The organism is Legionella maceachernii, from assembly GCF_900167045.1.
GTDB classification, from domain to species: domain Bacteria; phylum Pseudomonadota; class Gammaproteobacteria; order Legionellales; family Legionellaceae; genus Tatlockia; species Tatlockia maceachernii.
This window is the reverse complement of sequence record NZ_FUXJ01000002.1, coordinates 1-26,918: the sequence shown is the minus strand read 5'-3', so window position 1 is coordinate 26,918 and position 26,918 is coordinate 1. Positions and strand designations below refer to the sequence as shown.

The window sequence follows — 26,918 nt, the reverse complement described above, 5'->3', positions numbered from 1 at the left end:
CAAAACGTAGCACCAGCTTAAACTAAATTCAATGTTTTTCTAGAGAAGATTATTTAGCGGTCAACACGAGGCACAATCGTCTTCTAAAACAGTTAAATTGGCATAGGCAAGAACTAACCATTTCACGCCCTCTTCAACAAACTTTACCTGCACGCGCGTATGAGCTCCAGAACCTTCAACAGCTAAAATCACACCTTGTCCAAATTTAGCATGCTTAACACCCTGTCCAAGTTTCAATCCTGCTTCATTGGCGGCGGAGGATTGAGTTTTTTGTGATAGAGGTGTTTGAAAACGCGCTTTAACCCGGACTTCTTCGACTAATTCCGAAGGCAATTCGCGTAAAAAGCGCGAAGGTCGATGGTATTCTTCTCGGCCAAATTGACGTCGGACTTCGGCATAAGACAGAATTAATTTTTCCATTGCTCGGGTCATTCCCACATAACAAAGTCTACGCTCCTCCTCCAGGCGACCTGGTTCGTCCGCAATTTGCTTACCAGGAAACACGCCTTCTTCCATCCCCACTAAAAACACCAGTGGGAATTCTAAGCCTTTAGCAGAGTGAAGTGTCATGAGATGAACATAGCGCTCATGTTCTGCTGCTTGCATTTCACCGGCTTCAAGAGAAGCGTATGCTAAGAAAGCAACGAGTAGCGGCAGCTCGCTTTCCTGTGCTTGCTCATAACGAAATTGCTTGGCGGCATTCACCAATTCCTGCAAGTTATCCAATCGGGATTCCGATTTATCCCCTTTGATTTTGGCAAAATGAGCGTATAAACCACTTTGCTCAATTACTATACTTATTTGCTCATCCAACTCTAAATAAGTGATTTGTTGCTGCAAATTTTCAATGAGCGTGACGAACTTCATTAACGCTGTGGCAGCTCGATGGGGTAATAATTCGGCCTTCAAGATTGTTTTCGTGGCCGCCCATAATGAAATCTGTTCATTTTTAGCTAAATGCCGCAGTTCATCCAATGTTTTTTCGCCAATCCCACGGGTTGGAAAATTCACTACCCGCTCGAATGCAGTATCGTCATCAGAATTAGCGAGAAGACGCAAGTAGGCGAGCGTATCTTTTATTTCGGCTCGCTCAAAAAAGCGCACGCCACCATAAATGCGATAAGCAATACCCGCTCGAAGCAAAGCTTCTTCCAAAACGCGCGATTGAGCATTAGACCGATATAAAATGGCAATCTCATCGGGATTACGCCCTTGATTAATTTCCATTGCAATGCGCTCACTCACAAAACGTGCTTCCTCCAGCTCGTTAAACGCACTATAAACCACAATTTTTTCGCCTGAAGCCCCTGCAGTCCACAACGCTTTACCCATACGTGATTGGTTGTTGGTGATTAATGCATTCGCAGCATCCAAAATGGTTGAGGTAGAGCGGTAGTTTTGCTCTAATCGGACGATCAGGGTATTGTTGAAATCATTAGAAAATTGCTGGATGTTCTCCACCTTAGCCCCTCGCCAACCATAAATGGATTGATCATCGTCTCCCACAACCATCACTGAAGTACGTTCCCCAGCTAATAGACGAATCCACGCGTATTGAATAGTATTGGTGTCTTGAAATTCATCCACTAAAATGGCCTGAAAACGCTGGCGATAGTGAGTCAAAATATCTGGATTGTCACGCAATAGCTCATGAGTGCGCAACAATAGCTCAGCAAAATCAATGACGCCAGCAGTTTGGCAAGCTTGCTCATAAGCTTTATAAATGCTGACCAACGTGCGGCCAGGGCCATAAGGCAATACATGAACGTGCTGTGGGCGTAATCCTTCATCTTTGTTGCTGTTAATAAACGCTTGCGCTTGCTTTACAGGCCACTGATCCTCATCAAGATTGAGTGATGCAATGACACGTTTCACCACTCTCGCTTGATCTTCACTATCGAGAATGTGAAATTGTTCAGGTAAATGAGCGTCTTTATAATGTCGACGCAGTAAGCGATGACATAAACCATGAAAAGTGCCTACCCACAGACCAAGCAAGGGAGTCTCAAGCAGGTTATGTAGACGAGCTCTCATTTCACCAGCCGCTTTGTTAGTAAACGTAACAGCTAAAATAGCGTGGGGTGATAGGTGTTGCTGTTCAATAAGCCAAGCGATTCGGCTAACTAACACGCGTGTTTTACCGCTGCCAGCCCCTGCTAAAACTAACGTATTTCCTAAGGGTGCGGTCACCGCTTCACGTTGCCTCTCGTTTAATCCATCAAGCAGTGCTGTCATTGTCATGAATCTATCCAAATCAAAAATTGTCTGTGCATTATCTTAAATTTAGCAGGCAAAAACAAAGTTATTTACCGAAACGCCCATGCTTTCTAAAGGGAGCGATTAAAGCTGCGGTTTTTCTTAGTCGACATCCCGCTCCCACGGCTCACTGCGGGCGCTTGAGATCGAGAATGAGAAGAACTTAAAAGCTGCAGCTTAATTACATCCTTTCTACAAGGGGTTCTTGACAACTTTATATTTTAATTACACAATTTTTTTAAAAAACTATTGTGGCGTAGACCTATTTTACGTTATGTTGAAATAACCCCATCGAAAAATGGGTTTTCTACAATTGTCATTTAAGGATGAATGCAATTGCTCAATCAGAAATGATTGACGATTGATCAGCTTTAGCAAAAGGAGGAGTCATGGCTACAGGCGAAGTCAAGTGGTTTAATAACGCCAAGGGTTGGGGGTTTATTATGCCCGAAGGCGGTGGTGAAGATATTTTTGTTCATTTTTCTGCTATTCAAGGAACAGGGTACAAAACATTAGTTCCCGGACAGCAAGTTTCCTATGATCTTGAAAAAGGTGAACGCGGTTTACACGCTTCTAATGTCGTTGCGATAAATGAATCAGTTGATGCTTAAGTGAAGATTAGTCTTTTGAAAAGGCTATTGGTCATATTGTATTCATTGCTTGTATCTATACGCTCAATTCTCAGATAAACCTCAAAACATCGATTCATGGGTGCTGCAATATCATAGAATCCTTGCACTTTGAGGTTCTGCTTACTTCATTATCCCAATGAATACCCTCTATTCTCGGGACATATGATATCATTCTAATTATTTTCCAGACGCACATCGATAAAATGAAAGGTTTATTGCTTATTAACCTGGGTACCCCACACAGCCCCAAAAAAACTGCGGTTAGAAAATACCTGCGTGAATTTCTAACCGATAAGCGGGTCATCGATTTACCCGCTTTGGCACGATATGCTTTGGTTTACGGCGCGATTTTGCCGTTTAGACCGAAACAAACGGCTCAAGCCTATCAAGCAATTTGGACAGAGGAGGGCTCTCCTCTATTGGTTCACGGTCAAAATCTCCAGCGTAAATTACAAAACCGCCTTAGGGATGACTGGAAAGTGGCCTTGGGGATGCGTTATGGATCACCCTCTATTGCTCAAGCACTTGCGCAACTTAAAGATTGTGAACAATTAATCGTATTGCCACTTTATCCGCAGTATGCTTCGGCAACAACCGCCTCATCCATTGATAAAGTGATGCAACTTACTGCCCATAAAAAATCTCAAATACCATTAACCTTTATTCGCGACTTTTATCGCCATCCTGGCTTTATTGATGCACAAGCGGCACTCATTCAACCCCACATCAAACATCATGACTATTTATTGCTCAGCTACCACGGGGTACCCGAGCGCCATCTAGCTCGTCTAGGATGTTCACAAATTTGTATGCCTCATTGTGGCCCTATCGAAAAAGCCAATCCAATTTGCTACAAAGCACAATGTCATGAAACAACCCGCGAATTAGCAAAAAGGCTTAATTTATCGGAAAATCAATACGGAATGGCCTTCCAGTCACGATTAGGAAAAACTCCTTGGATCAAACCTTATACCGACGAGCTTCTGCCCCAATTAATCGAAAAAGGGGTTAAACGCCTTGCCGTTTCCTCCCCTTCATTCATTGCAGATTGCCTTGAAACACTCGAAGAAATCGGTATTCGCGCTAAAGAACAGTGGCATGCTTTAGGAGGAGAACAGCTCACTCTAATACCCTGCGTGAATGACAGTGACTTTTGGGTGAATGGGCTCATACGCATAATAGAGCATCATGCACAAAAACATTTCGTACAAAACCGTGGAATTGTCAGCATGCCCTAATTGCAAAACCTTTTATTTATGCTATAGAACATATAATAAAAAATTTCACATTGGGGTGGGTATGCCTAACAAACAATTTGCTGATCGTCTTAATAAGGAGCTTGATAATATAGGTGTACCAACACGCAACGATGAGCGTATTGAAGTCTTTTCCAAATTGATCAAGATCCCCAAATTTAAAGCAGAGGCTTTCATTAGTGGCATCACCCTCCCCGATCAAACCCTACTCACTCGGATTGCCAATGAATTTGAAGTGAATCCTGATTGGTTAGTAGGAAAAAGCGAACAGCGTCAAAAGAAGAGCAGGGCTGAATAAAATAAAACCTCGTATCTTACGGGAAAGACAGCAAAACATTGGCTAACTGAAAAGAATGGGCAAAACCCTTAGTCCCACTCCTCAGGACTGTCAGTGAGTGGCAACTCTAATTCATCCAGATCTTCAAATAAAGCCACATGGAATAAAGCATCGCCCTCATTCACTAAGGGAATATTTGTTTTACCGATGATAACCCCTTCATAAGGACAACAAATAGTATCTCGGTCGTCCCCCAGCGGATCGACAATGTGACACAATAATTCGTTTCTGCTCACTTTATAGCCTAAAGGCTTACTATCGACTACCATACCACTGGTAGAAGCTCGGATCCAAAATGTGGATTTTGCCACTGCACTGGAGCTTCTTTTTTTAGCAATATGCTTTCCAGACGATGGAGATAGCATACCTAAAAAATTCATTACTCTCAGGATCCCTTGCACCCCTAGCTTTATAGCAAATTCATCGAAGCGGAGTGCTTCCCCTGCTTCATAAACAATAACTGGAATATTTAAATTCTCCGTGGCATGACGTAAAGAGCCATCTCGAATACTGGAAGGCACACAGATGGGTGTGGCAAACGCTTCAGCCATTCTCCCTGACTCCTCATTTTTATGACTAAATCGCACTTGGGGGTAATTGCTACGATGAATTGCACCGGTGTGTAGATCGATACCATGAGTAGAATGCTCTACGATTTCCGTCATGATTAAATTAGCCAGTTTAGATGCCATGGAACCATGATCACAGCCAGGAAATTGACGATTGAGGTCGCGTCGATCAGGTAGATATCGCGAATGAAGCATCAAGCCATACACATTGACGATAGGAATAGTGATTAATGTGCCTCGCAGACGTTTAATATAAGAAGAATGATGCAATCGACGCATAATCTCTACCCCATTAATTTCATCACCATGAATTGCTGCTGTGATAAAAAGAACAGGGCCTTCCTTTTTGCCGTGAAAAACATAAACAGGCACCTCAAGAGAAGATGAAGTATAGAGCATTGCCAGTGCTAATTTAACACAACGGGATTCGCCCGCTTTAATGGTTTCATTAGCAATCTTAATTGACTTCCTTTTAATCATCCTTGGAACCGTCGTTTAGCATTTTTAGGTTTAGCATTTTTTTCAATATATTGAATAATTTTAGCAGCAATATTGACATGTGTGGCTTTTTCAATACCTTCTAATCCAGGTGAAGAATTAATTTCCAAGACCAAAGGCCCGTGGTTAGAGCGTATCAGATCAACCCCAGCCACTTTTAAGCCCATGGTTTTCGCGGCACTCACCGCAATTGCTCGCTCTTCCGGAGACAATTTCACTTTTATTGCTTTACCGCCTTGATGAACATTCGCTCTAAAGTCACCTTCTTTTGCCTGCCGTTTTATCGCTGCAACCACTTTATCCCCTATGACAAAACAGCGAATGTCAGTGCCTCGCGATTCTTCAATGTATTCTTGCACAAGGATATTCGCTGACATTTCCTTGAATGCATTAATAATGCTCACAGCCGATTGCTGGCTGTCCGCCAAAATAACCCCCTTTCCTTGCGTTCCTTCTAAAAGCTTAATCACTAAAGGTGCACCGCCCACCATGCGAATTAGATCTTCCGTATCATCAGGAGACTGCGCAAAACTCGTTCGGGGCATAGGGATTCCTTTGCGAGCTAACAATTGCAGAGAACGGAATTTATCTCGTGAACGCGAAATGGCTATGGATTCATTTAGGGTATAAATACCCATTGTCTCTAAATGCCTCAAAAGAGCAGTACCGTAGTAAGTGATCGATGCACCAATACGGGGAATTACCGCATCAAATTTTGGCAAAGGCTCGCCACCACGATAGTGAACTTTAGGATTAGAAGCAGCAATGTTCATGTAACAGTAAAGAGGATTAATTATCTTGACCTCATGCCCTGCTTCCTCACCAGCCATTTTTAATCGCTGATGTGAATATAATTGCGGATTTGTGGCCAATATAGCAATTTTCATGAATCTAGGTTCCCTTTGTTTATTTTTATTCTTTCTATGTAAAGACTAGCACGTAATTTAAGATTATTTTTTTAACCTTTAGATACCCTCTCACTTGCAACCAAGAGAAAGGGTAAATACTTCATTTTAACGGTTAGCTTGAAATACGACCGGGGTTATGAAACCAATAGTTGATAATCTTTAGCCAGCAGCTCAGCTTGATGAGGGGTGGTAAAGAATGCGGTGAGCTCACCTTGCGGGTTAAACAACATCAATGCAGCACTATGTTGCATATCATAATTCTCCGAATTTTGAGAATTAGGAAGCTCAACTTTAGCATAAGCAATGCCCATTTCCCGGGTCATTTTTCTTACCACTTCCTCATCGCCTCTCGCGCCATAAAAATGAGGATTAAACGCTCTCACATAATGATCTAATTTATCCAAACTATCCCTTTGCGGATCAACCGAAACCATTACCACTTTAGGTAAAGGACTAATCTTGTTTTCTTCAAGCAGACGATACATTTTATTTAATTCTGCCATAGTGGTTGGGCATACATAACCACAATTGGTAAACCCGAAAAAAATGATGGTCCATTGTCCCTGTAAACTGACGTTAGTAAATGATTTATTATCAATACCTGTTAAGCTAAATTGCTCAATTCCTCGAGGCTTTTCGAGCAAAGTACCGTGAAACGCATCAACATTAATTTTCTTCTTAAAAGTAATATGTTGAGAGATAAATAAGCCAGCAATCAGCGCTGCAAAGGCCAAGAGGCCCCCCACAGTCAAAGCAATGCGATTTTTTTGAACAGACATTTTATCCCCTTAGATATAATGATCAATCAATAAAAAGACAAATAACATCATCAAATAAACAATGGAGAAACGAAAAGTACGCATAGCCATTGCGGGTCGTTCGGAGCGATATAAAGCAATGGCCCAATATAAAAATCGTATACCTAATAAACTTGCTCCCATGAGGTATAACCAACCACTCATCCCTACCACAAAAGGTAAACTCGTCACCACCAACAGCAAAATGGTGTACAAAAGGACGTTTAATTTTGTAAAAGCGACACCATGCGTAACCGGCAACATGGGGATTTCAGCATGCTTATACTCTTCGATTCGATAGATTGCTAATGCCCAAAAATGGGGAGGAGTCCAAGTAAAAATGATTAATACTAAAAGCAATGCCTGCGGATCCAACTGATTAGTGACCGCAGTCCAGCCTAATAAGGGTGGTGCTGCTCCTGCTAGACCACCAATGACAATATTTTGAGGCGTAGCGCGCTTTAAATAACCGGTATAAATCCCAGCGTATCCTATCAAGGTTACAAAAGTTAAGATGGCGGTTAAAACATTCACGAAAATAATAAGAATAGCTAATCCTAAGGTTGCGAGTAGGGTTGCAAAATACAGCGCTTGTCTGACGGATACCCTACCTCCTGCAATTGGCCTTCGTTTGGTGCGTGCCATAATGGCATCAATACGTTTATCAACTAAGTGGTTAATTGCCGCAGCGGAACCGGCACACAGTCCGATACCCACCAATGAGGCGATAAGAATAGGGATTGGCACCCATCCAGGCACCGCTAAATACATCCCGACAACCACCGTCAACAGCATAAGGGCAACGACTCTGGGCTTACAAAGCTCCATGTAGTCTCGCCAATTTATTTTACTTAAACCTGACTCTGCATTAGCATCCATCATCAAGCCTCCTTTGCGTGAGATAGAGCATCATTAAGAGTGTCGCCATTAGGAGAGCAGCAATGCCGTTGTGAGCAACAGCAACCCATAAAGGCAGTAGATAAATAACATTCATTATGCCGAGAATAAATTGCACAATAACTAACAGAAGGGCAATCACCGCCAATCGGCGTAAAGCATCGCTTTTAATCTTCGCCAGTAATAACGAAGACAAAGTTAAAACATACACTGCAGTAATTACGGCTCCTAAACGATGGATATATTGGATGGTCATACGAATATCGTTATCAAGCACTCCTCCTTGATAGTTGGCCCCTATCGGTGAAAACAAGTTAAATCCTTGGATAACATGCAATTCAGGTAACCATTGGCCGTTGCATTGCGGAAATCCTATACAGGCTATGCCTGCATAATTGGAACTCACCCATCCGCCTAAAGCAATTTGCAAAAAAACAATAATTACACCGAGTAAAATCCAAAAACGCCATTGTGGTAGACAAATGGGTTGTGCAGCACTGAATTGTAACCGCAACCGGCTAAGGCATGAAAAAATTAAGATTCCTCCTAATAAATGCCCCATCACAACAACCGGCAATAGTTTCATTGTCACAGTCCACATTCCTAATGCAGCCTGAAATAAAACTAAAAGAATTAAAATGAATGATAATTGCCAAGGCAAGCGAATCCCTTGAAAGCGACGCCAAACGATTGCACCCGTAATAAAGAGAATAAGAAGTCCAAGGGTACCTGCCGCATAACGATGAACCATCTCTGTCCACGCCTTATGCGCCTCAATGGGAATTTGCGGATATTGATTCTGCGCGGATTGCAATTCATTTTGGGTACTTGGAAGCACCATATGGCCATAACAACCTGGCCAATCGGGACAACCTAATCCCGCATCAGTTAGTCGCGTGTATGCCCCTAACATAACCACCACTAATGCCAAAAGTACCGCTAACGTTATCGCATATCGTATTGCTGTAAATTGCATCGTTACCCACTCTTTTCTGTACTTAACAATCGTTTAATATCGTGATAAATGTCTCCAGGCTTGGCATTTTCAACGTAAGTCAACACCAAGTAACCCTGAGGATTGGCAATAAACACCTTGGGTGTATCCGTAAGGATCGGCAAATGCTCTAAACTCTTCTTTGATAAACGGGATACATGAATATCTTGTTCTCGCAGCGCTTGTGCGGCTGCAGTTTGCATTGGCTGGCAGTCTTCATTGAGCAATAACCATTGGTCGACTTCATATAAATGTCGCCCTAGCGCCAGTCTGATGCGAGCTAACTGATCTGTCTTTTGCAAGCAGTCAACGTCACAATTTTTAGGGTACCAAAGAACAAATCGCCACTTTTTCTTGCCATCCTCCATGGGGCTAAGTAAGACAGGTGGGTTCAACAAAGTTCCCTTGTTTGTTGTATTCACAATAAGCCATTGAGGATTACGATAATACAAATAAGCCGTCAGGCCTGGGGCCGCAAAAAGTAAAGCCAGTACTAATAAGATTAAATAATTGCGCTTAGTCATCTTTTTTCTTCAAATTCAAAGCAATGAAAAGGATTAAAATCACCAATGCCATCGCAAACCACTGTAGAGCATAAGCATAATGCCGCTCTGGAGGCATGGCTACTACAGGCCATTCTCGCACAAATTCCTGAGCAGCCTCTTTGTTGAGGCGAATGATAAACGGATAAACTGATTTATGCAAAAACTGACCTATTAATTTTGTATCGATGCGTTCAATAATTGTTACATTGGCTGTTCGCTTTTCATAACTCTGTCCTAAAACCCAATTTTTTTCGGATGGAAAATAGGCATAACCGGTTAACTTCATTAACGTCGTTGGCACGATCACTTCTGGCAATACTTGACGATTCACTTCACCCGCTATCCAGCCTCGGTCAACCAAGACCACCTTATCATCGTCGTTTAATTGCACAGGGCTAAGCACATGATAGCCGAACTGATGATGATAATGCTGATTATCTAAGAGAAAAATGGTAGGTAAATAATTGCCCTCAATCTCTACTTGCTGATATTGCTGAGGAATGTCCATCCCTGCTTTCCAAACGAGAGGCCTTTGCTTTGCATAACTGGCTTGTGTGATCAACATGTGTTTTTTTTCTTCCGCACGGCCTAATTGCCAAAATCCCAACCGCGTGAAAAAAAGAATCATTAAAAAAGCGAGCATAGCGATACGCCAATTTAACGTGAAACAACGATTAAAACAGGTTACACTGACCATCTTTTTAAATACCCAACTTTGCAGTTTCGGGAGTATAGCAAATGTTCGCTAAAGCAATCATCTTTGTCGTTATGTTGATTATTTTATTTGCCTTAGGCAGCGGCCTTGTCTTCCTCGTTCGTGATGAGGGTAAAACAAAACGGACTGTGAAAGCACTCACCTGGCGTATCGCGCTATCATTGACCCTATTTTTATTCCTATTTTTAGCATTCCTTATGGGCTGGATCAAACCCCATGGGGTTTGATTCGAGCATATTGTTAAAATTTCATCGGCCTCTCCACCTTAACCACGATTCCCATTCGAAACTATCTTGGGTATAGTAATATAAAATAAAAACGTCATCGCTCTAGTTGACTCGATGTTCCGAGACAAACTGTGGGACGACGGCAAAAGAATAAAACTACCGCTCAAGGACGACAAAAATGTACAAACTGTATTCACTCGGCACGCCAAACGGAATTAAACCCACCATCATGCTCGAAGAACTAAAAGTTCCCTATGAAATTACCTTGATTAATATTCGGGAAGGGGAGCAATTTACGCCTGAATTTTTACGTATCTCTCCCAACAATAAAATTCCCGTTATCTATGATCCTGAAATGGATTTTTACCTTTTCGAGAGCGTTGCTATTCTCCAATACCTTGGCGAAAAGCATCATCGCTTTTTGCCTGAAGAACTGAAATCTAGATTTACTGTACTGAAATGGTGTTATTTTCAAGTTGGGCATATTGGACCAATGTTCGGTCAATATGGTCATTTTCATCGCTATGCATCCGAAGACATACCTTATGCAAAAAAACGCTATGCCGATGAAGTCTTGCGTCTGATGGGCGTCATGGATAAACAACTGGAGCAACATCCCTACATCAGTGGCACGGATTACACCATTGCTGACATGGCCATCTGGCCTTGGCTTTACTGCTATGAAAATTTCTATGAAACCCCGATTAGTGCGGAACAATTTCCGAATTTAATGCAATGGTATAAAACGATCGGGAAACGGCCTCAGGTGAAAGCAGCAATCGCGGCTTATGAAGAGCCATAAGCTTCGTTGATATTGACAACACCTATGACGAGCTGGTTAACTAAAAATTATAAAAAATTCAATGCTAAACACCTTGACAGTATCAATTTTTCATATCTACACTGTGGAAGCTATTAGTCCAGAACTCATAGCTCTTTCGTAATTTTTTGTAAAATCTAAAAGGAACTTTTTATGAATAAGGTAAAAGCGACTGGTACAGTTCTAGCATTAGGTGCTGCAGCAATGTTTGCAATGGCACCCGTGTATGCATCTTCTTCTGATGCATCTTCTACTATGGTTAATTGTAAAGGTGTTAACGCTTGTAAGGGACAAGGCAGCTGCAAATCAGCGACTAACTCTTGCAAAGGCCAAAATTCTTGCAAAGGCCAAGGTTTAGCGCAAATGACTAAAGACCAATGTGAAAAAGCCGGTGGTACTGTTGAAGCGTCTAACGCGAGCGGCAGCAGCGAGTCAGGCAGCGGCTCACAGTCTCAATCTCAATAACAGATTGGTACCAGGTATGCCTAAGGCATACCTGGATTCTGATAAATGACTTACACCACAGCAGAACAACGAAAATTACCCTATCTCGGATTTGGTTTAGGATTACGACCTGAACATTATGAGGACATTTTGCTCCACAAACCCCAGATAGATTGGTTTGAGATTCTAACCGAAAATTATTTAATTCCTGGCGGTAGGCCGCTGTATTTTTTAGATAGAATTCGTGAAAACTACCCCGTAGTAATGCATGGTGTTTCTCTATCCATTGGTAGTACTGATCCACTTGATCGAAATTACCTTAAAGATTTAAAAACATTAGCAACACGTGTCAATCCGGTGTGGATTTCAGACCATTTATGCTGGACTGGCGTCCAGGGTCTCAATATGCATGATTTGTTGCCTATTCCTTATACTGAAGAAGCGATAAAGCACATTGTTTCACGAATTCGTGAAGTACAAGATTATTTGGGACAACGTATCCTTATTGAAAATGTTTCGAGTTATCTTACTTTTATTCAATCCGAAATGACTGAATGGGAATTTATTTCTGAAATTGCCGAGCAAGCTGACTGCTATATTCTACTGGATGTGAATAATATCTATGTGAGTTCAATTAATCATGAATTCCATGCACTGGACTACTTAAATGGGATACCCCCCGAACGAGTGATGCAAATTCATCTCGCAGGTCATTCAAATTATGGTGATTATATTATTGATACTCATGATGCGCCTATCATTCAGCCAGTCTGGGATCTTTACGCGAAAACCATTACCAAATTAGGCCTGGTTTCCACCATGATTGAACGAGACGACAAAATTCCTCCTTTAGCTGAATTAATAGCGGAATTGGATCAAGCAAGGAAAATCGTCGACAAAATACATGACAAAGAGCTATTAGCATGACTGATTTACTTCACTTACAAGATCAGTTTCAAAGCTATTTGCTAAAAGGTCAATCAGCAATTCCCCAATGGATTGTGGCCACAGAAAAAGTCTCAATCGAGCAAAGGCTCGCCATTTACCTCGATTCTTATCGCTATCGCTTATTAGAATCGCTAGCTGCTAATTTCCCCGTTCTTGAACTTTATTTGGGTAGAGACGAATTTTATAAATTAGGGGAAAATTACATTACCCATCACCCTTCTTCCTACCGATCGATACGTTGGTATGGAGATCAATTCGCAGAGTATTTAAAAAGAAATAGCAAACCTTATTTAGCTGAATTGGCCGAATTTGAGTGGAAAATGACACTTAGCTTTGATGCTGCCGATGAAGGGGTATTAAAAATTGAGCAAATGGCATCCGTTCCTCCAGAAGCCTGGCCTCATCTCCGATTTAGGCCCCATGCTTCACTCCAGCGCATGGATTTTGCCTGGGATGTGGTGAAAATATGGGAAGCGATATCCAATGAACAATCTCCAGCACCCCCAATGAAAAGCGCTGATATTATCCCTTGGGTTTTGTGGCGAAACGAATACCTCAACCGCTTTTACTCCCTTGGAGAAGAGGAAGCTTGGGCATTGGATGCTTTAATTAGAGGCGCAACATTCGGCGAATTATGTGAAGGACTTTGCAAATGGCTTGAGGAGGCCGAAGTAGGTCTGCGAGCAGCCTCATTATTAAAAGGATGGATTCAATCCGGATTACTAGCGGAGCTAAGTATTACGGAGTGTTTATAGGCGGAGCTGACAAAGGAGAGGTATGGATGCGAATAAAAAACACTGAAACGCATTTTGGTACAGTAGCCATTCTTCTTCATTGGATTATTGCCCTTTTGATCATTGGATTGCTCATTTTAGGTTTGTACATGGTTGAGCTACCAATTAGCCTTGAAAAACTTAAATTGTATGGTTGGCATAAAGAATACGGATTGCTCGCTCTCGCATTAGTCATTATTAGACTTGGATGGCGTTTAATAAACATTACCCCTGCCCTATCGCTTCCCCTATGGGAAAAAATCGCGGCACGCACAGTCCATTGGGCCTTTTATGGTTTTATGTTAGCTATGCCGCTCACCGGATGGCTTATTACCTCCTCAGCTGGATTACCTGCTTCTTTTTTTGGTTTATTCACTTTGCCCGACTTAGTTGCCCCAAACGAGGAGAACCGACATTTATTTGAAGCACTTCATCGTTGGATTGGCTATGGGCTCATCGTCACGATAATCTTGCATACCTTAGCCGCCTTGAAGCATCATTTTGTTAATAAGGATGATATTTTACGGCGAATGATTTCGTAGTATAAAATGGGATATGCACCCTATCATTTTTTTCTTAGTTATTGTTGCAAGAAAAATTTTGATTTAGGCCTTAACAATAGCGAATAGGGTGACCATCCTTGGGGTCTAGTAATCACTTCTTATTACTGAGAATTCGATATCCCAATCGACTTTCCTAAGATTTAACTGAATATTAACTGACTATGAAAATTAGCTATGCACGAGTTTCAACATTAGAGCAAAATTTGGACTTGCAAATTGATGCCCATGAAAAAATAGGCTGCAAAAAAACCATCACCGATGAAATTAATCGAGCTGTAGCCGAAAAGTTTAGCCTTACTCGGCTAAAAGAAAGTTTAAAAGAATGTGCGAAGCATCCAAATTTATATAAGGTAATGATATTTCTTATCCATATGTTTTGTTTAAAATCAGCAATATTTGCAGGGCAATATCACAAAACACTTCTTACAAAACAATTGCGTCAATCTATTTTACAAACCAAAAAAGAATTTAATATCAATGCAATTTCTCTTGCTATAAAACTTCCCAATGAAGATCAACCTATTGTTATTCATGCAGGAACAACAGAAATGGGAAATAGAAAAAGGATTACAAACAGTAACCTATTTCAGGTAGCAAGCATTACCAAAACTTTTACCGCCGCATTAGTCGCTAAAGCAATCATTGAAAATCACATTAAGAAATCAGATACAATTGGAAAATTTTTTCCACAATATAAAAAATGGGCAAGAGTTACAATTGAGCAATTAATTAATCAAACAAGTGGAATACCCGATTACGATCAAACAAAGGGATGGTGGAAAAAGCTCGTTAGTAATCCACATAAAGAGTGGTCTGCAAAATCACTTATCAATATCGCTTACTCCATGCCGGAAAATTTTAAACCAGGATCGAATTGGGCCTATTCCAATACTAATTATGTGCTATTAGGGATGATTGTCAGTAAAGAAGCAGGCCATTCCCTCAATATCTTAATGAAAAATCTCATAAACGAGAATGGGCTTAAAAATAGTTATTTTTTGAGTGGAAACCCTCCAAAATCAATAATGAATAAAATGGCTCATGGATATTATGCAATCTATGATCAAACACAAATTAATACCTCATGGTTGCAGGGAGCAGGAGGGATTGTCTCAAACGTAGAAGATCTAACGAAATGGATGTTCCAGCTCTTTAACCGAAACGATCTTAATGGATTTCCCATAACAAAATTGACACAATTTGTAAGTACTGATAATGGAGAAAATAGTCATACAGTCACACAAACTGCCTATAGTTTTGGATTATTTAGAATGAATACCCCTGAAGGCTTAATCTTTTTTGTACCAGGTTTAGCACCAGGGTATACAAGCATGGTGGTGTACGCGCCTTGCTTGGATGTTTATTTTGCCTATTTAGCTTCGCGGGGGACGATGCAGGGATTTCACAAAAAAATGTTAATGAGCGTGATGAAACTGGTAAAACAAAACTTAGCCCACGAAATAGGATATGCCCCCAAGTATTGCGCAGGCTTAAAGCCCAGCAGTAGGTTTGCTTTTCCAAAGATTGGTTAATGATTGAAATTTATAATGAAAAGAAAGACACATAGTTGGCCAGTTAATGTCATAAAATATGAAAATGAAGTCATTTTCTTATTTAAAAAGGGAAAAGTCAGAGAGTGCTAGAAAATGGGGTATTGGACACACCTCCGTAAGAAGAATGCTCACTCGCAAAAAAAGCCACCATCTATCCATGTGGGACCAAAAGAATGCTCGGCATTTCAACTCATGGAATGCCTTTAAGCTGCTAAGCTTAATAATATACGAATTAAGGAGTCAGTTTTGGCTTTTTTAGACACAGAAGCAAAACCTCCTCATCATAACAGTATAAAACAGCCAAAACCGACGTGAGAGCAATGCGATGCGATCTGAGTTGATAAGTATCCTTTTAGGCTTTATCGAAGGATTTGGACTTATTATTTCCCCTTGTATTCTTCCCATCTTGCCTATTGTACTTGCAAGCTCCTTGGTCAATTCCAAAAAGCGGCCACTTGGAATTATTAGCGGTTTTACGATTATCTTTGCTTTGTTTGCTTTTTTCTCACGTCAATTTGTTCAATACATAGGCATTAATTTAGATGCCCTTCGCCATATCTCTTACCTTATTTTACTGCTATTAGGTCTCATAATGATTTCCTCCTATTTGAGTGAGAAATTGAGTCACTTCACTCAGCGTCTCGCCCATATGGGATCAACATTTTCTTCAGCCAATAATCCTCAAGGAGGATTCTACAGCGGTTTTTTTTTAGGGGGCTTGATCTCCATTATCTGGACGCCTTGTGCTGGTCCCATTCTCGCGGCTGTAATTGTGCAAACGGTTATTCAAAAAACAACCCTCGTGAGTTTTTTCATTCTACTCGCTTTCGCTTTGGGCGCAGCAATTCCGATGTTTATCATTGCTCTTTATGGAAGAAAACTGATTGAAACTTTTACTTTTTTAAAGCAAAAAACAATTCTTTTTCGCAAACTATTAGGTGTCATAATTATTGCAAGTGTAGGTTATATGCTCTACCAAGAAAGAGGGTATTCTGCTGACTACACGGTACCTGAAACTACCACTCATCCAGCGACCTCGCTGGAGAATGCACTATGGATTCCCTATAAGGCCCCTGCCATTGAGGACATCGAGGCTTGGATTAATTCACCGCCACTCACAATGGATCATTTAAAAGGGAAAGTGGTGCTTATTGATTTCTGGACTTACTCATGCATCAACTGTGTCAGAACTTTGCCTTATTTGAAAGAGTGGTATCAAAAATATCGTGATAGAGGGCTCGTAATCATTGGTATTCATTCACCCGAATTTGCTTTTGAAAAAAATTTGAACAATGTGGAAAGCGCGGTCAAACGCAATGGCATTCTTTATCCCGTAGCACTTGACAACCAATTCACCACCTGGCGCAATTATAATAACCATTATTGGCCTGCCCATTATTTAATTGATCAACAAGGGGAAGTTGTTTATCAACATTACGGCGAAGAAGCTTACGAGACCACCGAAAACAATATTCGCTTTTTGTTAGGGATTGATAAATTACCTCAAGAACAACTGACTATGACTCGCCGCCTTTATTCTTCTCTTGAAACACCAGAAACCTACCTAGGATATGCCCGTGCTAATCGAAGTCTAAGTCCTTATTTAGTCCATGATAAAATAGCTCAATATTCTTTTCCTACACAACTTCCGCTTAACGCTTGGGCCTTGCAAGGTGCGTGGCAAGTGAGCGAAGATAAGATCATTGCAGGCGCTGCGAATGCTTCCCTTGAAATACATTTTAATGCGCGCAAAGTGTTTATGGTAATGAGTAATCCTACAGGAAAACCCATTAAAATTCAGGTGCTTTTAAATGGTAAAGCACTGCTGGAAGATGCAGGGAAAGATGTCAATAAGGGGAATATCTTAGTCGGCAAGGATTCCATCTATGAAGTCGTAGTCAACAAGCAGTTTACTAGCGGTCTATTACAGATTATAACTTCAGAGCCTGGGGTGGAAATTTATACCTTTACTTTCGGAAGCTAAAGTATGCGGAACGGAGTTCTGCTTAAAACAAGGATGAGGAAATGCACTTTGACAAACTATATCAACAGAAGTTGTGTTCTGCTGAAGAAGCCATTCAATTAATTCCCAAAAAAGCGGCTATTTCCATGGGAATGCGCGTCGCAACACCTCCTGCTTTATGCCATGCATTGGCAGAACGAGCCAAGGCGGGTGATCTACAAGAAGTCAAGGTTTATTATCTTCGCTGTGGTGATGTAGCCTTACAAACCATCTTTCAAGAAGACCTACTTTCTGTTATCAAACCCTATTCCTCAATGATGTCTAAGGGTGAAGTTCTACTTGCAGAACGAGGTTACGCGCTGGGTAAAAAATACATTAACTTCGTTCCTGTGAGCTTCAGTCGTTACCCCAGCACAATCAAAGAAGTTACCAAGCTGGATGCCTTTATGATGACTGTAGCCCCAATGGATCAGTATGGTTTTTTCAACTTAGGAACCAATGGCGATTATGCCATTGAGTTAGCACGCTATGCCGATAAGCTCATTGTTGAAGTCAATGAAAACATGCCAAGAACAGCAGGTTCTACCCTCCTCCATATTAATGAAGTGGATGCACTGATTGAAAACACGACTGCTTTGCTTGAAGAGCCATCAAAACCTGCCAGCGAATTGGATAAACAAATTGGTCAACACATTACTTCTCTGATACCTGACGGCGCCACCATTCAAATGGGAATAGGTGGCGTACCTAACGCCGTGTGTGAACAGCTCAGTGGGCACAAAAACCTGGGCATCCACACGGAAGTGATTACAGCCGGCATGATCGATTTAATTAAAAAAGGCGTTGTCACCAATACCCATAAAACCCTAAACCCCTACATCAATGTGTTTACCTTCGCTATTGGTGATAAACAACTGTATGATTTTATTAATCTTAATCCATCAATGGTTTGCCTTCCTGTTTCCTATGTTAACGAGCCTTGTATTATTGGAAAAAATAATTTAATGACTTCAGTCAATGCCTTTATTGAAATTGATTTTAGTGGCCAAGTGAATGCTGAATTCATTGGTCATCAATTCTCTGGTGTTGGGGGACAATTGGATTTTATTCGAGGAGTTCATTATTCGGAAGGCGGAAAAACCATCATTGCCAGTAGCTCGACAGCTAAAAAAGGTAGCTTATCGCGAATTGTGCCCAGGCTCTCTTCAATTGCAACAGACACCCGTCTTGACATTGATTATGTAGTCACAGAATATGGAATAGCGCAATTAAAAGGGCGTTCGACGACTGAAAGAACACATCAACTGATTAAAATTGCTCATCCCTCGTTTAGGGATCAGTTACAACAACAGGCAAAACAACAAGGATTTATCTAAGGACAACTCAATGGACTTATCCATTTCACCAGCACTTTTATTCACTCCAGGTAATAAGCCTGAACGTTTCAGTAAAGCATTGGCTTCTGGAGCTAATGGCCTTATCTTAGAGCTTGAAGATGCAGTACCTCTTGAAGAAAAAAATCAAGCACGGGATAACGTATTGCAATTTTTATTGCAAAAAGCGCCTTCTTCCCTACCTCTCATCGTTCGGATAAACCACATCACCAGTGAAGCTGGTTTAGCCGATTTGCTTGCTTTTAAGCAAACCAATCTTGTTTTAGATGCCATTATGTATCCCAAAACAGAAAATGCTGAAGAATTAACGATGATTTATAAAGCACTTCAGCTGGAGGCAAGAAAAATTCAATTATTTGCCTTAATCGAAACCAGCAAAGGTATTCACCAACTTCCTTCTATCGTAACCAATTCGCCCGTGTCTGGGCTTTTCTTTGGCGCGGCTGATTTTGCAGCGGATGTCGGTTGTCATTTAAATTGGGACGCTTTATTGTTCGCTCGCTCGCAAATTATTCAAGCAGCCGCCTTAACGCATATACCCGCAATCGATTCTCCCTTTTTCGATTTTGCCAATGAACAGGAATTGATTTCAGAGACAATAAAAGCCAAACAACTTGGATTTAAGGGCAAATTGGCTATTCATCCTAAACAAATAGCACCCATAAGACAAAATTTTGCTCCCACGAAAGAGCAAATCGACAGAGCTAAAAAAATCGTTAGCCTCTTTGAGCACGCAGGTGGAAAAGCCTGCCAATATCAAGGAGAAATGATTGATATCCCTGTCTATACACATGCTCAGCAGTTACTGCAACTGGCAAAAGCGATCAAAGGAAATGAACATGACTAATCAAAGTTATCTCTCTCTTGGCAATAACCGCTTCCGTGAAGATTTTGGTTTTTATTTTGAGGATTTTACAGTAGGGCAAATTATCGAACACCGTCCCGGCAGGACAATTACTCAAAATGATAATATCTGGTTTACTTTACTGACAATGAATACCGCTCAACTTCATTTCGATGCCCATTATGCCGAACAAACTGAATGGAAAAAACCTTTAGTAAACAGCACGTTTACTTTAGCCATCATCACAGGAATGACAGTGAACACCATTTCTAAAAAAGTGGTCGCTAATCTTGCTTGGGATAAAGTCAAACTGCTAAAACCTGTTTTTGAGGGAGATACCATTTATGCCGAAAGCGAAATAAAGGCTAAACGAGAATCCGTCTCAAGACCCACCCAGGGCATCGTGACAGTCGAGACCAGAGGTATTAATCAGCATAAAGAAATCTTCATGTCTTTTGAGCGTACTGTGCTTGTATATAGGCGAGGAGGGGCACCTGATTACAGCATTTAGCTAACGAATTAGCTCCCAGTGAGCTGTTATTAGCTAATGGCTAGAACCTCTGTGGGTATCTCAAGAAATTTTTGCTCCCCTACTTCTTTAGCGCCGTGCTTTTTATAGAAGCTATTCAAATTGGGGTTAAGCGTCTGAAGAAGGATAACGTGCTCTTCTTTCGCGTGAGCTATTTTTTTTGCTTCCTGAATGATTTTCTTACCGATACCTAAACCTCTAAATGGTTCATCCACATAGACATACTCTAATTCTTTACTTGGAAAAGATTTGTTTGACCAATCCGCGATTTTTTTACCACCCAACACAGCAAACATTCCCACAGCGTGATCACCATAAGTGACTATATAAAAATGATCTTTTATCTCATTAATGTCTTTTATACGGAATTTCAAACCTGGAAAATTTCGCAGATAGCCCCACTTACTCTCTCCCCAAATTGCAGCCTGTTTAAGATATTTGAGGTTTTCAGACAATTTTTTAAATTCCAATTTGTCTAAAGGGAATCGATTAGAGGTATAAAAAAAAGGCATGCTACAACTCCTGCAAATGACTATTTCCAAAAAACGAAAATTATATCATTTTATAACTATACTGTTCAAATTAAAATCATTTATCCGTTAATGACATAACAATTGCTCACAAAATAATTGCCCAAGAAACAATAAAATCACCAGCAGATTCGCAATTTCTCGCGGACTTATTCCTTTCTGGGAAAAAGCATAGTGAGCTTCTTGCGCGTGGAGAAAACGCGTTTCAATACAATCAATTGCTAAGATCTCACCCGCAACTTTTTGGGCAAAATCCAACGCGAATCGCCCTTTATGTAAAAGAACATGAGTATCATCAACTCTGGCCAAAAGTTCTAAATAAGCAAATAAACAGATGGCATCCATGGATTGAGTTTTCTTATAGAGTGCAATGAATGCAGGCAATAATTGAAAAATCAACTCAAACACACGAATAGAGACTTGCTTGACTTCGCTAATCGCAAATTCTTTGCGCGCAAAGGCACTGGTGTTTAGATTAGTGAGAATAATTTGCCGATCGTTTAATAATTGCTGATGAAGATTTGCAGGGGTGAAAGATCGATTTTCTTGCGTCAATCTGGCTGTAGAAACACAGATTAACCCTAGAATAAAAATGGCATCGCAATGGGTGTTAATTCCTTTTGTTTTTTTCAACATGCGCTGTTCTGCATTAAGGGCCGTGTGCACTAAAATTTCAAATGATTTTCTTTCTAATCCTTGACTTACAATTTGATAAAAATAATGTCGCAAAGTAAAAAGACTACGAAAAAGAACTTCGCCATTCATATCCTGATGGGCACCTGAATCAATAAAGCTAACCAATCCCGGTTTAGGATAGGCTTTCACTTCAAAATATAAAGCCCTTATTGCGATTTTGGCAAGGAATTTTGCAACGCTATGATTTGCTACATAAGGTGGGATACCATTCATGACTTACTGCTCTCGTAATAACTAAACTCTCTCTTTTGAACAAATTAGTTTTTAGTCAAACTCGACTTCACAGCGAATTTGACCTCATTAAACGATTATAGTGTTACTACAATTTTGCCAATTTGTTCATTCGACTCCATGTAACGATGTGCTTCTGCAATTTCATCCAAATTAAACCTGCGCGCAATTTTGGGCTTGAAAGTACCCTCTTTTAGGTGATCAAAAATATATTTCTGTGCTTTTTCACGCCACTCAGGTACGGTAGTTAATTCGAACAATGTATAACCGCGAATCGAGAATCCCTTTGCCAGTGCTTGAAGAAGAGGAAAAGCCATCGGCTCATTAGACAAGTTACCGTAAATAAAGATAATTCCTTTCTCTGCCACCGCATTAGCAAGCTTTTCTATGCTTTTTCCGGCGACAGGATCAAAAATAATTCTTGCTCCTTTTCCTTGGGTAATTTCTTTTACGCGAGAAGGTAAATCTTCCTCATCAGTAACAATAACATGATTCGCACCCAGCTTCAGTAATTCGGCTTTTTTCTTCCGCGTTCTTGTCACGGCAATACTTACTGCACCTTGGGCACGTGCGATTTCAATCGCAGCGAGGCCAACACTGCTACTTGCTGCTGTAATTAAAACAAAATCCCCTTTGGTAAGCTTTCCATAATGCACGAGGGCACCATAAGCGGTCGTGTATTGCATCCAAATAGAAGTTGCTTCAGCGTAAGAAAGCGTTTCGGGATAGGAGGCAAGCGCATAGGCAGGTAAAATGGCCACTTCCCCATAGACACCATATTTGCCTAGGTCAAAACAGGGGATTGAACTGAATTTTTTACCAATCATTCCTTTATCGACCCCAGGTCCTACCGCTTCAACCACGCCAGAGGCTTCATAACCATTCTTTGAAGGGAGTCTAGGTTCAACAAGATAACGTCCAAGACGAAACATCGCTTCAGCTCGATTCAAACCAATTGCATGGACGCGCAATCGAACCTCCCCTTTCTCAGGCTGAGGTAGTGGTGAGTTCTCTAATTTTAATACTTCAGGACCACCAAGCTCATGAAAACGAACAATCTTGGCCGTTTGATTTGACATAGCAATTTCCTTATTCCAATAACAAAACGAATAACTTAATGAGAATAAAATTCGTGCCGCAAAAGTAGGCATATATTCTTAACACAGAAGTGATTTTGAATAAATCTTTTATTTGAATTAGGGTAAAATCATTGAAAATTTTGATTAGATAATCGGTCTTTCTTAGACACTAAAATTGCCATTTTTTATGGACAGTAGAGGTATTTATTGTCATTCCCACACAGGTAGGAATGACGGAAAAATAATAAGATCAAAGGGTTAGGTTACTTTCTTACAATCAGTTCATTTTGTACGGATTTGACACCCGCAACTTTTCCAGCGATATCGCCCGCCGTATCGCTTTGACGAATGGTTTTAACATAGCCACTCAAAATCACTGTTCCTTTATGTGTTTCAATGTGAATGCGCTGAGTAGAAAGATCAGGATGACTAGCAAAAGCAGAATTCACCGAAGTGGTGATGGTTTCATCCGATGGGCCCATTCTAAAGAAATTTTCATGCGTCAATGACTGACAGCCTACTAAGACAGCAAAGCAAAATCCGATTAAGCCAGTTAAACAGTATTTTTTCATCTTTTCTCCTCATTTTGGATTCGCTGCGCCACCTTAACACGACTTAACTTGAATTCCTAATCAAAAATGCCATTTTAAGCACAAATTTTAATGTTTCTGATTTTAATTAATCCATATTTAGTCTAAAACAATCAAGGTTGGACCTTGGCCCTACAATTCCGAGTGCATTGTGCCATCGCTGTTGGGCCAAGGCTCAGTCTATTCTTTAGTATTTTTCTTAACTTACGCCATTCCTTTATTGCGCAGCATGGCATGCAAGCGGTCAATTTCTTTGAGTAATTCAAGAGCTAATGCAGCACCCGCTAAATTTACTCCCAAATCACGATTTAATCGCAACACTGTACGAATACAGCGCACAGCCTCGCTATCAAACTGCCACTCGTCATGCTCATCTTTTTGTGCTGGAATGATTCCTTCATTGACAATTTCAATCACCGTTTCCTTAGAAACACCGAATGAGGAAGTGACTTCAGCTAAGGATAAATAAAACCATTCTTCACATTCCGTTGCAGTGGGCTTTTTTTCATGCTCAGTCATTTGCTCACTCCTAATTTTTCGCGTGGATTAAAATGAAGGGTATGAGCGAGTTGCTCGTACAATTTATCTGCTTGAGAATTCTCAACTTGAGGGATAACAATTTCCAGAATGACGTATTGATCGCCTGGAGGACTACCCGGTAATCCTCTGCCTTTTAATCGCATCCGCTTGCCTGTTTGAGATAGTTTAGGAATTTTCAAATTCACAGCGCCAGCAAGTGTGGGAACCTGAATAGTAGAGCCAAGAGCGGCTTCCCAAGGGGTGATTGGAACATGCAACTGAATATCCTTATTATGCAAACTAAATAGGGGATGGGGGCTTATATTAATTTCTATATATAAATCGCCGGCTTGATGATGAGGGCCCTTTCCTCCTTGGCCTTTTAAGCGAATTTGTTGTTTATCACCAATTCCTTTCGGTATTTTGACGCGAACCGAGCGCTCATGGTATTGCGCATGTCCACGATTGTCGAACACTGGAGTTTGCAGCTGCAATGTTTTTTCGGTGCCTAAAAAACTGTCTTCCAAACTGATCGTGAGTTTCGCATGAATATCCCTGCTTTGATTAGAAAACGGGCTGGACTGAAAGCCAGAGCGCTGTCGTAAAATACTATCAAGAAAATCTTGGAAGTCAGCAGCACTGTCCTCATCAACGAATTGATAATGTTGATAAGCACCCTCCTCGTGAGGCCGATAACCCGTTTGCTCTTGTTCTTTCCAATATTGACCATAGCGATCATATTTTGACCGTTTTTCAGGATCACGAAGCACTTCGTATGCCTCACCGAGCTCCTTAAATTTAGCTTCCGCATTTTCTTCCTTACTGACATCAGGATGATATTTTCTAGCCAATTTACGGTAGGCTCGCTTGATTTCCTCCTGGCTTGCTCCCCGTTCAAGTCCCATTATTTTATAATAGTCTTTATATTCCATAACCTGATCGCTTTAAATGAGTCTTTGCTCATTTTGGGCGACCATTGAGACGCTGTCAATTTGTAGTTAGCGTAGAACCAACAATTTTGAAATATCGCGCTTCCAGTGTTAGACCAAGGCCCAAGCTACTCGCTTTTATTAATGCGACCTTTGAATCCCTTTTAGTAATTCTCCTTCAATCTTTTCAACTGTACGTTTTGACTCGGGGGCAAAAAATGCTTGAGTAGCTTTCTCTAAGGTTTTTTTAGTTTTTGCTTTGGCTTCATGATGACCAAATTTATCAGAGGAGGCTTCTTTGGCACCAGCGAGATAATCCTTAAGCGCCGGCTGAATTTTAAAATGCGTTTCAAAAAAAGAATTTTCGGCAAATTTACTACTCTTACCGTAAAAACCCTTACCCGAAAAGCCTTTCCTTAACTTTAATTCTTTTTTAAGTTCCGCTTCAGGGTCAAAAGCCGTACGATCTAGAACTTTCACTGCGTGATGATCAAATTTCATCTCAGGCATGTTCTGGCCAAGAACGATTAATGCAGTCCATATATACTTGAGTTGAAGCGGGTCGCTGCCATCTATAGGAATCGGATGTTCTTTCGTGGGAGGGACACCGTAGCGCGTTAACAATAGACTCGCTGTGGCAATTGCATATTGAACACGACCAGTCACCACTTCTGGATCATCTTCACTTCCTTGAGGAAAACCTAGTACAGTATATTTAAATATTGGTTGTTGTTTAGTAGGATCAGGCTTCTTATAAACACCACTATCGAAACTTGTTTGTTGCTGTTCCTCCAAAAGTGTTCCAACTGTCTTTGGATTATCTGAATTAATCGTATGTAACCGACCTTTGCCCGGTTTAAGATCATAGATAGTACGATAGTAGTTATGACTCGATGTATCCTGCACCAACAGCGATGTGGCTTTTTTATCTTTCAGTTTCGGTACAAAGCCTCTGAGAAAATTCGTTTTATTGTCTAAATCAAAATCCTCATATTCGCTTGAGAACACCGTAAATTTAAGATTAAATTCCCCCGATCTTGCTTGCTCTAATGTTTCTAATATCCCTTGCTGTAAAAGCGAATTGTTTGCTTTGCGATCCCCATAAAATTTCTTTTGTAAAGGTTCGTGTAGATCTAAGTCGGATTGTATTTCTTTCAATATCACATTGAGCGAATGCCGTCTTTTCTGAATCGCTTGCTTTTGGGGCGAATCTTTGCCCAAAGCCTCTAATTCAAAATCAGTAGGTAGACTAGCCAATTTATCTTTTAAGTCGGCACGTAAGATCTTCAAATACTCAAATAGAGGGGTGCTCTTTGCCGCTAAGCCCTCATAATAACTGCCCAATTCGTCCGCATGTTTTTTAGCCGCAGCTTGAAATCCAGGATTGAATAAATGGATAGGCGTAATAGCGGCTAACTTCCTTAATGCCGGTTCGGCATCCTTATTAAGGTTTCTAATGTCGCGCAGGTTTCTTATCGCGCTTCTTAATTCCTCAAGATCTTCACGTAAAGTAGCTTTGCATTGTGCCGGATCTAAATACCGTGCCTTTCTAACCTCTCTCAGGTGCTTTAACTCTTCAAGCCTTGCTTGTGCTGGGCCAATAAGCTTCTGGTAAGAGGTCTTCTCGACCAAGGCTCTTACCAATTTACGATTAAGCCCCGCATCCTCCAATTCGCCATTGCTTTCTGCATCACGAACCTGTTCAAGTAACTCATCGTCTTTACTTCTTGATATCTCTTTTATCAAAGCAGCAAGTACAGGATTGTCACCCATACCTTCTATGTCAGCTAATCTGCGAGCTTCTTGACGAAGTTCTTCCTCACGTGCATTGATTTCCTCATTTCGTTGACGCAAATCCTCCTCAGCACGGACCATTTCTTCG

29 protein-coding genes are annotated in these 26,918 nt (G+C 40.9%); 14 read left to right on the top strand and 15 right to left on the bottom strand.

Features of this window, described 5'->3' with window-relative positions; translation table 11 throughout:
* Positions 1-60: 60 nt before the first annotated feature.
* Positions 61-2,241: a DNA helicase II gene (gene uvrD, locus B5D33_RS00150; protein ID WP_058450921.1), complete on the bottom strand. Its 2,181-nt coding sequence runs from the start codon at positions 2,239-2,241 to the stop codon at positions 61-63.
* Between the two features lie 404 nt (positions 2,242-2,645).
* On the opposite strand from uvrD, the gene B5D33_RS00145 reads away from it, so the two are divergent.
* From B5D33_RS00145 to B5D33_RS00135, 3 genes are all read left to right on the top strand, one after another.
* On the top strand, positions 2,646-2,867 hold the full coding sequence (locus B5D33_RS00145) for a cold-shock protein (RefSeq protein WP_058450920.1): 222 nt from the start codon (positions 2,646-2,648) through the stop codon (positions 2,865-2,867).
* A gap of 224 nt (positions 2,868-3,091) precedes the next feature.
* Positions 3,092-4,126 carry a ferrochelatase gene (gene hemH / locus B5D33_RS00140; RefSeq protein WP_058450919.1) on the top strand — a complete coding sequence of 345 codons (1,035 nt, stop codon included), beginning with the start codon at positions 3,092-3,094 and terminating at the stop codon, positions 4,124-4,126.
* 61 nt (positions 4,127-4,187) lie between these two features.
* Entirely contained in the window at positions 4,188-4,442 is a 255-nt protein-coding gene (locus tag B5D33_RS00135; RefSeq protein ID WP_058450918.1) for a hypothetical protein, read from the top strand.
* A 68-nt stretch (positions 4,443-4,510) separates the two neighbouring features.
* Here the strand turns inward: B5D33_RS00135 and B5D33_RS00130 are convergent, their stop codons facing one another.
* The 7 genes from B5D33_RS00130 to B5D33_RS00100 form a co-directional block, all read right to left on the bottom strand.
* Entirely contained in the window at positions 4,511-5,530 is a 1,020-nt protein-coding gene (locus tag B5D33_RS00130; RefSeq protein ID WP_234802412.1) for a succinylglutamate desuccinylase/aspartoacylase family protein, read from the bottom strand.
* Entirely contained in the window at positions 5,527-6,435 is a 909-nt protein-coding gene (rimK, locus tag B5D33_RS00125; protein ID WP_058450917.1) for a 30S ribosomal protein S6--L-glutamate ligase, read from the bottom strand. The genes B5D33_RS00130 and rimK overlap by 4 nt, the downstream gene beginning before the upstream one ends.
* Positions 6,436-6,590: 155 nt before the next feature.
* A complete protein-coding gene (locus tag B5D33_RS00120; RefSeq protein WP_058450916.1) occupies positions 6,591-7,235 on the bottom strand; it encodes an SCO family protein in 645 nt (214 codons plus the stop codon).
* A gap of 9 nt (positions 7,236-7,244) precedes the next feature.
* A complete protein-coding gene (gene cyoE, locus B5D33_RS00115) occupies positions 7,245-8,132 on the bottom strand; it encodes a heme o synthase (protein ID WP_058450950.1) in 888 nt (295 codons plus the stop codon).
* On the bottom strand, positions 8,122-9,126 hold the full coding sequence (locus tag B5D33_RS00110; RefSeq protein ID WP_058450915.1) for a COX15/CtaA family protein: 1,005 nt from the start codon (positions 9,124-9,126) through the stop codon (positions 8,122-8,124). Before B5D33_RS00110 ends, cyoE begins: the two co-directional genes overlap by 11 nt.
* Positions 9,127-9,128: 2 nt before the next feature.
* Positions 9,129-9,668 carry a hypothetical protein gene (locus B5D33_RS00105; protein ID WP_058450914.1) on the bottom strand — a complete coding sequence of 180 codons (540 nt, stop codon included), beginning with the start codon at positions 9,666-9,668 and terminating at the stop codon, positions 9,129-9,131.
* Positions 9,661-10,386, bottom strand: a complete 726-nt coding sequence (locus B5D33_RS00100) for an SURF1 family protein (RefSeq protein WP_058450913.1) — start codon at positions 10,384-10,386, stop codon at positions 9,661-9,663. Before B5D33_RS00100 ends, B5D33_RS00105 begins: the two co-directional genes overlap by 8 nt.
* A gap of 41 nt (positions 10,387-10,427) precedes the next feature.
* Here B5D33_RS00100 and B5D33_RS00095 point away from each other — a divergent pair, with 41 nt between their 5' ends.
* From B5D33_RS00095 to B5D33_RS00045, 11 genes are all read left to right on the top strand, one after another.
* Entirely contained in the window at positions 10,428-10,631 is a 204-nt protein-coding gene (locus B5D33_RS00095) for a twin transmembrane helix small protein (RefSeq protein ID WP_058450912.1), read from the top strand.
* A 178-nt stretch (positions 10,632-10,809) separates the two neighbouring features.
* Positions 10,810-11,433, top strand: a complete 624-nt coding sequence (locus tag B5D33_RS00090) for a glutathione S-transferase N-terminal domain-containing protein (RefSeq protein ID WP_058450911.1) — start codon at positions 10,810-10,812, stop codon at positions 11,431-11,433.
* Positions 11,434-11,604: 171 nt separating this feature from the next.
* Entirely contained in the window at positions 11,605-11,916 is a 312-nt protein-coding gene (gene bufA2, locus B5D33_RS00085; RefSeq protein WP_058450910.1) for a BufA2 family periplasmic bufferin-type metallophore, read from the top strand.
* Between the two features lie 45 nt (positions 11,917-11,961).
* Positions 11,962-12,822 (top strand): MNIO family bufferin maturase, encoded by an 861-nt coding sequence (gene bufB, locus B5D33_RS00080; RefSeq protein ID WP_058450909.1) that lies wholly within the window; start codon positions 11,962-11,964, stop codon positions 12,820-12,822.
* Positions 12,819-13,598 carry an HvfC/BufC N-terminal domain-containing protein gene (locus B5D33_RS00075; protein WP_058450908.1) on the top strand — a complete coding sequence of 260 codons (780 nt, stop codon included), beginning with the start codon at positions 12,819-12,821 and terminating at the stop codon, positions 13,596-13,598. Before bufB ends, B5D33_RS00075 begins: the two co-directional genes overlap by 4 nt.
* 26 nt (positions 13,599-13,624) lie before the next feature.
* On the top strand, positions 13,625-14,158 hold the full coding sequence (locus B5D33_RS00070; protein ID WP_058450907.1) for a cytochrome b: 534 nt from the start codon (positions 13,625-13,627) through the stop codon (positions 14,156-14,158).
* 182 nt (positions 14,159-14,340) lie between these two features.
* On the top strand, positions 14,341-15,711 hold the full coding sequence (locus tag B5D33_RS00065) for a serine hydrolase (protein WP_058450906.1): 1,371 nt from the start codon (positions 14,341-14,343) through the stop codon (positions 15,709-15,711).
* Between the two features lie 346 nt (positions 15,712-16,057).
* Positions 16,058-17,716 (top strand): cytochrome c biogenesis protein DipZ, encoded by a 1,659-nt coding sequence (locus B5D33_RS00060; RefSeq protein ID WP_058450905.1) that lies wholly within the window; start codon positions 16,058-16,060, stop codon positions 17,714-17,716.
* A 41-nt stretch (positions 17,717-17,757) separates the two neighbouring features.
* Positions 17,758-19,071: an acetyl-CoA hydrolase/transferase family protein gene (locus B5D33_RS00055; protein ID WP_058450904.1), complete on the top strand. Its 1,314-nt coding sequence runs from the start codon at positions 17,758-17,760 to the stop codon at positions 19,069-19,071.
* Positions 19,072-19,081: 10 nt separating this feature from the next.
* Entirely contained in the window at positions 19,082-19,936 is an 855-nt protein-coding gene (locus B5D33_RS00050) for an HpcH/HpaI aldolase/citrate lyase family protein (RefSeq protein ID WP_058450903.1), read from the top strand.
* Positions 19,929-20,444: a MaoC/PaaZ C-terminal domain-containing protein gene (locus B5D33_RS00045; RefSeq protein ID WP_058450902.1), complete on the top strand. Its 516-nt coding sequence runs from the start codon at positions 19,929-19,931 to the stop codon at positions 20,442-20,444. Before B5D33_RS00050 ends, B5D33_RS00045 begins: the two co-directional genes overlap by 8 nt.
* 29 nt (positions 20,445-20,473) lie before the next feature.
* Here B5D33_RS00045 and B5D33_RS00040 read toward each other — a convergent pair whose 3' ends face one another.
* From B5D33_RS00040 to B5D33_RS16480, 7 genes are all read right to left on the bottom strand, one after another.
* Positions 20,474-20,974 carry a GNAT family N-acetyltransferase gene (locus B5D33_RS00040; RefSeq protein WP_058450901.1) on the bottom strand — a complete coding sequence of 167 codons (501 nt, stop codon included), beginning with the start codon at positions 20,972-20,974 and terminating at the stop codon, positions 20,474-20,476.
* Between the two features lie 87 nt (positions 20,975-21,061).
* Positions 21,062-21,901 carry a triphosphoribosyl-dephospho-CoA synthase gene (locus tag B5D33_RS00035; protein ID WP_058450900.1) on the bottom strand — a complete coding sequence of 280 codons (840 nt, stop codon included), beginning with the start codon at positions 21,899-21,901 and terminating at the stop codon, positions 21,062-21,064.
* 95 nt (positions 21,902-21,996) lie between these two features.
* Positions 21,997-22,998 carry a zinc-dependent alcohol dehydrogenase family protein gene (locus tag B5D33_RS00030; RefSeq protein WP_058450899.1) on the bottom strand — a complete coding sequence of 334 codons (1,002 nt, stop codon included), beginning with the start codon at positions 22,996-22,998 and terminating at the stop codon, positions 21,997-21,999.
* A gap of 263 nt (positions 22,999-23,261) precedes the next feature.
* On the bottom strand, positions 23,262-23,570 hold the full coding sequence (locus tag B5D33_RS00025; protein WP_058450898.1) for a BON domain-containing protein: 309 nt from the start codon (positions 23,568-23,570) through the stop codon (positions 23,262-23,264).
* 222 nt (positions 23,571-23,792) lie between these two features.
* A complete protein-coding gene (locus B5D33_RS00020; protein WP_058450897.1) occupies positions 23,793-24,107 on the bottom strand; it encodes a chaperone modulator CbpM in 315 nt (104 codons plus the stop codon).
* Entirely contained in the window at positions 24,104-25,039 is a 936-nt protein-coding gene (locus tag B5D33_RS00015) for a DnaJ C-terminal domain-containing protein (RefSeq protein ID WP_058450896.1), read from the bottom strand. The genes B5D33_RS00020 and B5D33_RS00015 overlap by 4 nt, the downstream gene beginning before the upstream one ends.
* A gap of 138 nt (positions 25,040-25,177) precedes the next feature.
* The coding region (locus tag B5D33_RS16480) for a coiled-coil domain-containing protein (protein WP_176119734.1) at positions 25,178-26,918 on the bottom strand (1,741 nt) is incomplete at its 5' end.

Bases quoted from the DNA above. Each gene is read 5' to 3' on its own strand.
- B5D33_RS00145 (WP_058450920.1), top strand. From the start codon at position 2,646: ATGGCTACAGGCGAAGTCAAGTGGTTTAATAACGCCAAGGGTTGGGGG.
- B5D33_RS00120 (WP_058450916.1), bottom strand. From the start codon at position 7,235: ATGTCTGTTCAAAAAAATCGCATTGCTTTGACTGTGGGGGGCCTCTTG.
- B5D33_RS00055 (WP_058450904.1), top strand. From the start codon at position 17,758: ATGCACTTTGACAAACTATATCAACAGAAGTTGTGTTCTGCTGAAGAA.
- rimK (WP_058450917.1), bottom strand. From the start codon at position 6,435: ATGAAAATTGCTATATTGGCCACAAATCCGCAATTATATTCACATCAG.
- B5D33_RS00065 (WP_058450906.1), top strand. From the start codon at position 14,341: ATGAAAATTAGCTATGCACGAGTTTCAACATTAGAGCAAAATTTGGAC.
- B5D33_RS00045 (WP_058450902.1), top strand. From the start codon at position 19,929: ATGACTAATCAAAGTTATCTCTCTCTTGGCAATAACCGCTTCCGTGAA.
- B5D33_RS00070 (WP_058450907.1), top strand. From the start codon at position 13,625: ATGCGAATAAAAAACACTGAAACGCATTTTGGTACAGTAGCCATTCTT.
- B5D33_RS00050 (WP_058450903.1), top strand. From the start codon at position 19,082: ATGGACTTATCCATTTCACCAGCACTTTTATTCACTCCAGGTAATAAG.
- B5D33_RS00095 (WP_058450912.1), top strand. From the start codon at position 10,428: ATGTTCGCTAAAGCAATCATCTTTGTCGTTATGTTGATTATTTTATTT.
- B5D33_RS00030 (WP_058450899.1), bottom strand. From the start codon at position 22,998: ATGTCAAATCAAACGGCCAAGATTGTTCGTTTTCATGAGCTTGGTGGT.
- B5D33_RS00060 (WP_058450905.1), top strand. From the start codon at position 16,058: ATGCGATCTGAGTTGATAAGTATCCTTTTAGGCTTTATCGAAGGATTT.
- bufA2 (WP_058450910.1), top strand. From the start codon at position 11,605: ATGAATAAGGTAAAAGCGACTGGTACAGTTCTAGCATTAGGTGCTGCA.
- bufB (WP_058450909.1), top strand. From the start codon at position 11,962: ATGACTTACACCACAGCAGAACAACGAAAATTACCCTATCTCGGATTT.
- uvrD (WP_058450921.1), bottom strand. From the start codon at position 2,241: ATGACAATGACAGCACTGCTTGATGGATTAAACGAGAGGCAACGTGAA.
- cyoE (WP_058450950.1), bottom strand. From the start codon at position 8,132: ATGGATGCTAATGCAGAGTCAGGTTTAAGTAAAATAAATTGGCGAGAC.
- B5D33_RS00040 (WP_058450901.1), bottom strand. From the start codon at position 20,974: ATGCCTTTTTTTTATACCTCTAATCGATTCCCTTTAGACAAATTGGAA.
- B5D33_RS00025 (WP_058450898.1), bottom strand. From the start codon at position 23,570: ATGAAAAAATACTGTTTAACTGGCTTAATCGGATTTTGCTTTGCTGTC.
- B5D33_RS00035 (WP_058450900.1), bottom strand. From the start codon at position 21,901: ATGAATGGTATCCCACCTTATGTAGCAAATCATAGCGTTGCAAAATTC.
- B5D33_RS00090 (WP_058450911.1), top strand. From the start codon at position 10,810: ATGTACAAACTGTATTCACTCGGCACGCCAAACGGAATTAAACCCACC.
- B5D33_RS00105 (WP_058450914.1), bottom strand. From the start codon at position 9,668: ATGACTAAGCGCAATTATTTAATCTTATTAGTACTGGCTTTACTTTTT.
- hemH (WP_058450919.1), top strand. From the start codon at position 3,092: ATGAAAGGTTTATTGCTTATTAACCTGGGTACCCCACACAGCCCCAAA.
- B5D33_RS00135 (WP_058450918.1), top strand. From the start codon at position 4,188: ATGCCTAACAAACAATTTGCTGATCGTCTTAATAAGGAGCTTGATAAT.
- B5D33_RS00075 (WP_058450908.1), top strand. From the start codon at position 12,819: ATGACTGATTTACTTCACTTACAAGATCAGTTTCAAAGCTATTTGCTA.
- B5D33_RS00130 (WP_234802412.1), bottom strand. From the start codon at position 5,530: ATGATTAAAAGGAAGTCAATTAAGATTGCTAATGAAACCATTAAAGCG.
- B5D33_RS00015 (WP_058450896.1), bottom strand. From the start codon at position 25,039: ATGGAATATAAAGACTATTATAAAATAATGGGACTTGAACGGGGAGCA.
- B5D33_RS00110 (WP_058450915.1), bottom strand. From the start codon at position 9,126: ATGCAATTTACAGCAATACGATATGCGATAACGTTAGCGGTACTTTTG.
- B5D33_RS00020 (WP_058450897.1), bottom strand. From the start codon at position 24,107: ATGACTGAGCATGAAAAAAAGCCCACTGCAACGGAATGTGAAGAATGG.
- B5D33_RS00100 (WP_058450913.1), bottom strand. From the start codon at position 10,386: ATGGTCAGTGTAACCTGTTTTAATCGTTGTTTCACGTTAAATTGGCGT.